This window comes from Nocardia nova NBRC 15556 (assembly GCF_001613005.1).
Classification (GTDB): domain Bacteria; phylum Actinomycetota; class Actinomycetes; order Mycobacteriales; family Mycobacteriaceae; genus Nocardia; species Nocardia nova.
This window is the reverse complement of record NZ_BDBN01000016.1, coordinates 1-7,149: the sequence shown is the minus strand read 5'-3', so window position 1 is coordinate 7,149 and position 7,149 is coordinate 1. Positions and strand designations below refer to the sequence as shown.

Here is a 7,149-nt window from a genome sequence, read left to right as displayed (position 1 = left end):
CGGTAGCGGCCGGGCGCCGGGCGGGTTGCCGCCTGCCGGACGCGGTGGTTGACCACCGGGTCCGGATTGCGGGCCGCGCGGGGGCCGACCGCCGTTCGGTCCATCGTCGTAAGGCGAAGTCACAGCCTGGATCTCCATAACTCGATACGGTCCGGATAGCTCGGTGCGGGCGTGCGCGGCCGTCGTCGGCCGGTATGGGAACCGCTCCACATATCAGTCGAGTGTGCCCGTCATTCGGCGGCAGTCCGACGAGCGCCGCCACCACGACGGCGCCGCGGTGCCGGGGTGTGTCCCAGCACATACGACTGCACCAGATGATTCCAACTACAGGTCCGGCACACCTCGACCACGTGCACCGAGAACTCTTCCCGAGTCTCGGCCAGCCGCACCAGTTCCTCGGGGGTTCGGGCCGAACCCGCGATCGGTCCCAATCCGTCGCCGTAGACCCACGAAACGAGCGTGAGCTGCTCTTTTCGGCAGATCGGACAGGTGACCTCGCTCCCCCGCCCGTGGAATTTCGCCGCACGCAGCAGGTACGGATTCGCATCACATACCTCGGCGACGTCCACACGGCCCGCATAGACATCGGCCAGCAGCGACCTGCGCCGGAGCGCATAGTCGACCACCTGCCGCTGAATTCGCACGGGTCCCAGAGTACTTGCGTCGGCGGGGGCACGGCATGCCACCGAGAGAAGCCACACGTTCCTTTCCACTCACTATATCGGTCCGATATAGTTTGTAATCGCATCCATCGGTTAGGTCTGTTCAATACAGTCAGGAGGTGAGGCCCGTGCTCGAACTCGCGATTCTCGGGCTGCTCCTGGAGTCACCCATGCACGGCTACGAGCTGCGCAAACGGTTGACGGGCCTGTTGGGACCGTTCCGGGCCTTCTCCTACGGGTCGCTGTACCCGACGCTGCGGCGCATGCAGACCGACGGTCTGATCGCCGAGGAGAGTCCGGCCGGCGCGGTCACCCGCCGGGCCCGCCGGGTCTACCAACTGACCGAATCGGGTCGAGAGCGGTTCGGTGAACTGCTCGCCGATACCGGCCCGCAGAACTACACCGATGACGGCTTCGGCGTTCATCTCGCCTTCTTCAGCCGCACCCCCGCCGAGGCGCGGATGCGGATCCTCGAGGGCAGACGACGGCAGGTCGAGGAGCGCCGAGAAGGACTGCGGGAGGCGATCAAGCGCGCCAGCGGAACACTGGATCGCTACACCCGCCAGCTCCATCAACTCGGTCTCGAATCAAGCGAGCGCGAAGTGCGCTGGCTCAACGAGTTGATTGCAGCGGAGCAATCAATGAAGGCGGCACCACAGAAAGAGGGAAATGTCGGCCATGAGTGATGTCAACCCGGCTGCCAATGAGATTCGCGTGGCCATCGTCGGCGTGGGCAACTGCGCCTCCTCGCTGGTCCAGGGCGTGCAGTACTACAAGGACGCAGACGAGAACTCGACTGTGCCCGGCCTCATGCACGTCAAGTTCGGCCAGTACCACGTGCGCGATGTGAAGTTCGTCGCCGCATTCGACGTCGACGCGAAGAAGGTCGGATTCGACCTGTCCGATGCGATCTTCGCCAGCGAGAACAACACCATCAAGATCTCCGACGTGCCGCCGACCGGCGTCACCGTCCAGCGGGGCCCGACCCTCGACGGCATCGGCAAGTACTACGCGCAGACCATCGAACTCTCCGAGGCCGAGCCGGTCGACGTCGTGCAGACGCTGAAGGATGCCAAGGTCGACGTGCTGGTTTCGTACCTGCCCGTCGGTTCGGAAGATGCCGACAAGTTCTACGCGCAGTGTGCCATCGACGCCAACGTCGCATTCGTGAACGCGCTGCCCGTCTTCATCGCCTCCGACCCGGCCTGGGCGCAGAAGTTCGTCGACGCCGGCGTGCCGATCGTCGGTGACGACATCAAGTCTCAGGTCGGCGCGACCATCACCCACCGCGTGATGGCCAAGCTGTTCGAAGACCGCGGCGTGCAGCTGGACCGCACCATGCAGCTCAACGTCGGCGGCAACATGGACTTCAAGAACATGCTCGAGCGCGAGCGCCTGGAGTCCAAGAAGATCTCCAAGACCCAGGCGGTCACCAGCAACCTGAAGAAGGAGCTGGGCGCCAACGACGTGCATATCGGCCCTTCCGACCACGTCGGCTGGCTCGACGACCGCAAGTGGGCCTACGTGCGCCTCGAGGGCCGCGCCTTCGGTGACGTGCCGCTGAACCTGGAGTACAAGCTCGAGGTGTGGGACTCGCCGAACTCGGCCGGCATCATCATCGACGCCGTGCGCGCCGCCAAGATCGCCAAGGACCGCGGCATCGGCGGACCCGTCATCCCGGCCTCGGCCTACCTGATGAAGTCCCCGCCGAAGCAGCTCGCCGACGACGTCGCGCGCACCCAGCTGGAAGCGTTCATCATCGGCGCTGAGTAGTTCGGCCTCGCTTCGCTCGGCGGGTTCCCGGCCCCTAGGGCTCGCCGATGCGGCGCCGTGGCTTGCTCCTTCGTCGCTTGCGCCACGGCACCGCATCGGCGAGCCGGCCGCGAACGGGGCCTCCTCGAGGTCGGCCCGTGCGGGGTTGCGTCAGGCGCGAATGTCGCTGTGAATATCAGGCTTCGAAATCAGGCTGGGCCCCTGCGGAAATCGCGGGGGCCCAGCCTGATTCGTTGCTTTTCGTTCGGCGGTCAGTCGAGCGACACGTACACCTCGACCGAGGTGGGGCCGGTGTAGCGTTCGATCTCCGCGGTGTGGGAGCGGGTGATCGTGCCGGCGCTTTCGGCCTTGGCGACCTTGGCCCAGGCGGTGCGGAGCAGATCGTAGGGCTTGTCGGAGACGACGAATTTGGCATAGCGGCCCGCGGGAATGCGGGTGATCACGTCGCCGGTGTCGAGTTCGTCGAGTCCGCCGAGTTCGTAGCCGAGGACCGCGACGGCGTGGTCGTCCTGGCCGATGTAGGCCGCGACGCGCGGGACGTTCTTCTCCCGCGACAGATAGCGGTCCCAGGTGAAGTTCACCAGATCCAGATCTCGTGCGGTCACCTCGCGCCCGGCCAGCGGGACGGTGAGTCCCCCGACGAGGCTCGGTTCCAGGGTGACGATTTCGAAGTCCACGAGTCCCTACCTGTTCTCGCCGGAATCGGCTTGGGCCACACCGTTGTTCAACGCGTCGGTCAGCGGATCGCTCTGCAGGGCGACGAACACCTCGACCGTGCGCGCCTCCGGATAGTGCTCGAAATCGCCGGTGTAGGCCCGCACCAGCGCGCCGGCCGCTTCCAGATCCCAGACCGCGCGCCAGATCGAGACGATGGTGTCGCCCAGGTTGTCGCCGGTGCGCAGGAAGCGCGCGAACTTCGCCGCGGGGACGCGGGCCAGCACATCACCGGGCTGCAGATCGTCGAGGCTCTCGCACCGGTAGCCGACGATATGGGTCAGATAGGAACCGATCTCGGGCGCGTGGTCGACATATGCGGTCGCCGGCGGGCCGGGTAACCGGCGCGCCAGAGTTCGCTTCCACGCCTCTTCCACCTTCTGCCGGCGCGGTCCCTCGACCGCCAGCGCCGGGCTGCGTAGCACCGTGCCCGCCACCAGTGTCTCGTGGCGCTCCACCACTTCGAAATCCACCCGTGTCGCCCCTAATGTCTCGTGTTCAACCCCGTTCCACCCTATCGGCGTGTGCTGGATGATGGCCGGATTACTCCAATTCGTTTCATCACAGCGTGCCGGATCGGACCGTCATCCCGGAACCGGGACGGTCAGCCCCGGAAAGATCTCCACCTGCCGCGGCGGCGGGGGTGGTGGCGGTGGCGGCGGAGCGGGCGGAATGACGATCACCGGCGGCGGCTGCTGCTCCGACTGCGACGGCGGTTGCAGGACGTCGAACGGCGCGTTCCCGGTCGGCTGCGGCGCCGCGGTCTGGGGCTCCGGCTCCGTGAACGGCCCCGCCGAATTCGGTGGCGGGGGCGCCGCGAACGGCCCGGCCGCGGCGCTCGGATCGGGATTGGCGAACTGCTCGACCGGAGTGCCGGCGAGCGCGCCGTCCATGGTGCGCTTCCAGATGTCGGACGGCAGCCCGGAGCCGTAGATCATGCCGCCGCCCGCCGTCCGGATCGGCTCCGGCTGATCGGTACCCACCCAGACCGCGGTGGACAGCGACGGGGTGAAACCGATCATCCAGGCGTCCTTGTTCTCGCCGGTGTCTCCGAGCTGCGTCGTCCCGGTCTTGGCCGCCGACGGACGCCCGGCCAGCGTGTGGCCGTTCGAATACGCCGGGATGGGCTGCATCGCCTTGGTGGCCGTATCGGTGATCCCGCGCGGGAAGCGCTGCTGCGGCGGCGGCAGCTGCCCGCCCCCGGGCGCCCCGCGATCGAGCAGTACCCGGCCGTCACCGGCCACCACTCGCTGCACGAAGTACGGCTGGTGATAGCTGCCCGACGCCGCGATGGTGGCATAGGCCGACGCCATATCGATGGGCCGCACCGAGTACACGCCGAGGACGACCGTCGGCGCCGGCTGCCCGTCGGGTTCCGACAGTGAGGTGCCCGGTACGCCCGGGATCTGCTGGGGGATACCGGCTTGGTGGGCGGCATCGGCCACCGCCCGGGGTCCGATGGCTTGGGTGAGCCGGATGAAACTGGTGTTCAGCGAACGCTTGTAGGCCTCGGCGAGACTGCAGGTTCCGCAGGATTCACCCTCGACGTTGGTCACCCGCACCCCGTTGACAACGACCGGCGAACTGTCCAGCTGGGACGTCAGCGTGAAGCCCTGCTGCAGCGCCGCCAGCACGGCGAAGGTCTTGAAGGAGGACCCGGTCTGCAGGGGAGCCTGGGCGAAGTCGTAGCCGACTCCGTCCTCGCCGCCGTAGTAGGCCCGGATCGCACCCGAACGCGGATCGATCGACACCACCGCACTGCGCAGCTGCGGCGGCTGGCCGTCGAGGGTGCGGTGCACCGCGTCCAGCGCGGCCTCCTGCGCTTTGGCGTCGATGGTCGTCGTGATCTGCAGCGCACCGGTGTTGATCTCTTGATCGCTGATCCCCGTCGCGCGCAACTCCTTCAGCACTTGGGTGCGGATCAGCCCGGCGGGGCCGCGGGCGGCGTCGTCGTCGGGTTTGGGTGCGGGCGCGATCGTCGGGAATTGCACCTTGTCGCGTTCGCCGAGTGTCAGCACGCCCATCCCGACCATGCCGTCGAGCACGTAGTTCCACCGGGCTTTCAGCTGGTCGAGGTGCGTCTCGGGGTCCAGGATCGACGGCGTGCGCACCACCGCCGCCAGCACCGCGCCCTCGGCCAGGGTCAGCTGCGAGACCGGTTTGTCGAAGTAGGCGCGCGCGGCCGCCGCGATCCCGTAGGCATCCCGGCCGTAGTAGATGGTGTTGAGGTACGCGGCGAGAATGTCGTCCTTACTCCACTGCCGTGCCATCTTCGCCGAGATCACCAGCTCCCGCATCTTGCGCGACAGGGTGCGCTCCGAGCTGAGGAAGGCGTTCTTGACGTACTGCTGGGTGATGGTGGATCCACCGCCCGCGTCGTCGCGGCCGAGCAGATTGTCGCGCGCCGCGCGCAGGAAGGCCGGCGCCGAGAATCCGGGATTGCGGTAGAAGTCGCGATCCTCGGCCGAAAGCATGGCGTCGCGCATGGTCTGCGGCACCTCCGACAGCGGCACCGGCGTGCGATTGCCTTCGGGGGGAACGATTTTCGCCAGGACGGTCGTTCCGTCGGCGGCGGTGACGGTGGCGATCTGATTGGTCTGCACCGCACTCGGATCGGGTATCTCGGCGCTCCAGTACGCGAGCACCAACAGCAACGACGGAATCGCGACGAAGATCAGGAACAGGGCCAGCAGCAGACGCCGAATCCGCTGACCGCGTGTGCGCGGCGGGCGTTCGCGGGCGCCGGCCGGTTTCTCGCGGCGGCGGGGACGCCCGCTGTTCGGCCGGGACACACCGTCGAGCTGCTTCCACCCGGCAATCGAGGCATAAGGCGCCGTTTCCGGGCGGCCGCGCCGCGGTTTGCGGGTCGAGCTCACGATCATCTCCTCCCGGAGCGTCGGCGAACCAGCGAGAAACAACGATCCCGTCCAGCCTACGGGGCCGGTCGGTGGTCAACCAGAACAGCTAATACCCAGTAAATCGTGATCCCGCTCGAAAACCGGTCACGACCGGCCGACGGCGCATCGGTGTGAGCCGAATAACCACGTCGGCAACCGCACTCGCCGCCATGAAGCAGAGGCGGAACGCAACGTATTTCCGACACCGTGTCGACCGCCCGGTTGCCGGGACCGAAACGGATGAATTAGACATCCGACACGCATTTTGTGAAGTGAGGCACCAGCGGTCGTTCCGAATGGTAGCTCGACAAACTGCCTGGTAGCTTCCGTTTTGCTCACGTGCAACGTCGCGCATCGCATTCGACCTCTCACTCGCCGAACGTCTTTCTCCCCGCCGTCCGTGTGCCTCTGCCCCGGGCAAGAGGCGGGAATCGTCATATCCGTCCACCGCCGATCGCGCGGGTCGTCGTCGACCCCGAAATCGGTGGCGGCACTGATGGAGCCTTCATGACACGCACCATCGCGATGCCTCCGAATCGCGTACTCGACATACCCGACGACGTCGTCCGGAGCCGCGGCCTGCTGACGGGTTACTTCGCCGGCCTCGGCGTCGTGATGGCCGTCTGGGGAACACGGATCCCCGCGGTCCAGGAATCCGCCGGACTCGGCACGGCCGGGCTGGCCGGGGTCCTGCTCGCCGCCGCGGTCGGCATGGTCGCCGGCCTCCAGGTCGGCGGTCGCCTCGCCCGGCCTGCTCGATTGCCCCAGCTGTTGACCGTCGGCGGGGTCGGTCTGGCCCTGAGTCTCGCGCTGGTCGGCAGCTGCCGGATGCCGATCGCGCTCGCCGCCGCGGCGCTGTGCTTCGGCGCCGCGCACGGGGTACTGGACGTCGCGGCGAATGCCGCCGCGGTGCGCTGCCAGAACGCCTACGGCCGGCCGATCATGTCCGGCCTGCACGCGGCCTACAGCCTCGGCGCGCTGGGCGGAGCGGTGATGGCCGTTGTCGCCGCGCATATTTCGCACACCTACGTCTTCGGCATCACCGCGGCCGCGGTCGTCCTCGCGACGATCGCCGCGGCGCCCGCCACGCGCTGTGTCGGCTC

General features: G+C 67.5%; 7 protein-coding genes. 3 read left to right on the top strand and 4 right to left on the bottom strand.

Annotated features, from left to right (window positions below; genetic code table 11):
* Positions 1–230: 230 nt before the first annotated feature.
* Positions 231–644, bottom strand: a complete 414-nt coding sequence (locus tag NN2_RS07390; protein WP_030514161.1) for a DUF5318 domain-containing protein — start codon at positions 642–644, stop codon at positions 231–233.
* Between the two features lie 146 nt (positions 645–790).
* On the opposite strand from NN2_RS07390, the gene NN2_RS07385 reads away from it, so the two are divergent.
* Both NN2_RS07385 and NN2_RS07380 read left to right on the top strand, forming a co-directional pair.
* Complete coding sequence (locus NN2_RS07385) at positions 791–1,348, top strand: PadR family transcriptional regulator (RefSeq protein ID WP_036507131.1); 558 nt, start codon at positions 791–793, stop codon at positions 1,346–1,348.
* Complete coding sequence (locus NN2_RS07380) at positions 1,341–2,435, top strand: inositol-3-phosphate synthase (RefSeq protein ID WP_063011596.1); 1,095 nt, start codon at positions 1,341–1,343, stop codon at positions 2,433–2,435. Before NN2_RS07385 ends, NN2_RS07380 begins: the two co-directional genes overlap by 8 nt.
* Before the next feature lie 251 nt (positions 2,436–2,686).
* On the opposite strand, the gene NN2_RS07375 is transcribed toward NN2_RS07380, so the two are convergent.
* From NN2_RS07375 to NN2_RS07365, 3 genes are all read right to left on the bottom strand, one after another.
* Positions 2,687–3,112, bottom strand: coding sequence for a GyrI-like domain-containing protein (locus NN2_RS07375; protein WP_030514164.1), 426 nt, complete (start codon positions 3,110–3,112; stop codon positions 2,687–2,689).
* A 6-nt stretch (positions 3,113–3,118) separates the two neighbouring features.
* On the bottom strand, positions 3,119–3,622 hold the full coding sequence (locus NN2_RS07370; RefSeq protein WP_063011594.1) for a GyrI-like domain-containing protein: 504 nt from the start codon (positions 3,620–3,622) through the stop codon (positions 3,119–3,121).
* Positions 3,623–3,733: 111 nt separating this feature from the next.
* A complete protein-coding gene (locus tag NN2_RS07365) occupies positions 3,734–6,031 on the bottom strand; it encodes a transglycosylase domain-containing protein (RefSeq protein WP_063011592.1) in 2,298 nt (765 codons plus the stop codon).
* Positions 6,032–6,553: 522 nt separating this feature from the next.
* On the opposite strand from NN2_RS07365, the gene NN2_RS07360 reads away from it, so the two are divergent.
* Positions 6,554–7,149, top strand: a 596-nt coding sequence (locus NN2_RS07360; protein WP_501193547.1) for an MFS transporter, incomplete at its 3' end; no start/stop codon positions are given.

Bases quoted from the DNA above. Each gene is read 5' to 3' on its own strand.
- NN2_RS07365 (WP_063011592.1), bottom strand. From the start codon at position 6,031: ATGATCGTGAGCTCGACCCGCAAACCGCGGCGCGGCCGCCCGGAAACG.
- NN2_RS07380 (WP_063011596.1), top strand. From the start codon at position 1,341: ATGAGTGATGTCAACCCGGCTGCCAATGAGATTCGCGTGGCCATCGTC.